The sequence below is a fragment of the Acidovorax sp. KPB24-03 genome, assembly GCF_057546605.1.
Window position 1 is genome coordinate 1 of the sequence record NZ_BAAJYR010000764.1, and the last position, 973, is coordinate 973.

Sequence of the window (973 nt, forward strand, 5' to 3'; positions counted from 1 at the left end):
GTGCCGCTGGCCGTCTGGTCGTTGGGCACGCAGTCCCGCCCGATGGCCTGGCGGCACAGGCCATTGCCGGGGGCGGGCTGCCCGGCGAACGGGGCGAAGACCGGGCCCGGGCCGGGCGCGTGCGGGTAGCGGTACACGGGCCGGGTCACATGGTCGAAATGGTTGCCCTCCATCAACAGGCGGGCCGTGGCCGTCAGGGGCATGGCCGCGCCTTCGCCGCTGAGGTTCTCGAAATAGTTGTTGACCAGGTGCGCGGCCACGGTGGCGTTCTTCATGCCGCCCGCATGCGGCCCGCGGCCCGAGGTGTCGTGCACGTAGTTGCGGGCCACGGTGATCGTGTCCTGCGCGCCCAGGAACAGCCACAGCCAGTAGTGGTGGCCGTCGCAGGTGGCCGACTGGCCGGTGCGTCCATCGAACTCGTTGCCGGACAGGGTGACGTGCGCGGCGCTGCCAAAGCCCGTCACCACCATCTGGCGGCCGATGCGCGCGAACAGGTTGTGGTCCACCCACACGCCGTCGGCGCCGTCGATGGTCAGCGCATCGCCGCCCCAGACGACGCCCGGGTTGATGTCGGTGATGCGGATGTTCTGGACGATGACGTTGCGGTTGCCGTCGCCGATGCGCAGGCCCCGGCCCTGGATGCCGGCGTTGCGTCCGATGCCGACGAGGGTCTTGTTGGAGCCCACGGGCAGGGGGCGGCGCCCGGCGTTGTCGTAGGTCACCAGGGCGGCCGGGCGGCCGTCGCAGAAGTGGGCGACGTTCAGGCCCCATTGGCCTCCCTGGCCCGGCGGGGTGCCCCGGCAGGCGAAGGCCAGGCACCCGGCCTCGGTGGTGGTGGCGGAGCCGTTGGCCTGCAGCGACCCCCGGAAGTCGAACAGGCGGTCCAGCACGATCACGCGCGGTGCGTCGTCGGTGCACCGCGGGCCCTCGGCGCGCTGGCACAGCGCGCGCTCCAGGCCCTGCAGCGAAGTGG

General features: G+C 72.4%; 1 protein-coding gene. It reads right to left on the bottom strand.

Annotation, left to right across the window (positions count from 1 at the left end):
- Positions 1–973 (bottom strand): pectate lyase family protein (locus tag AC27KI_RS25815; RefSeq protein WP_487116681.1); only part of this gene is annotated, 973 nt, incomplete at both ends.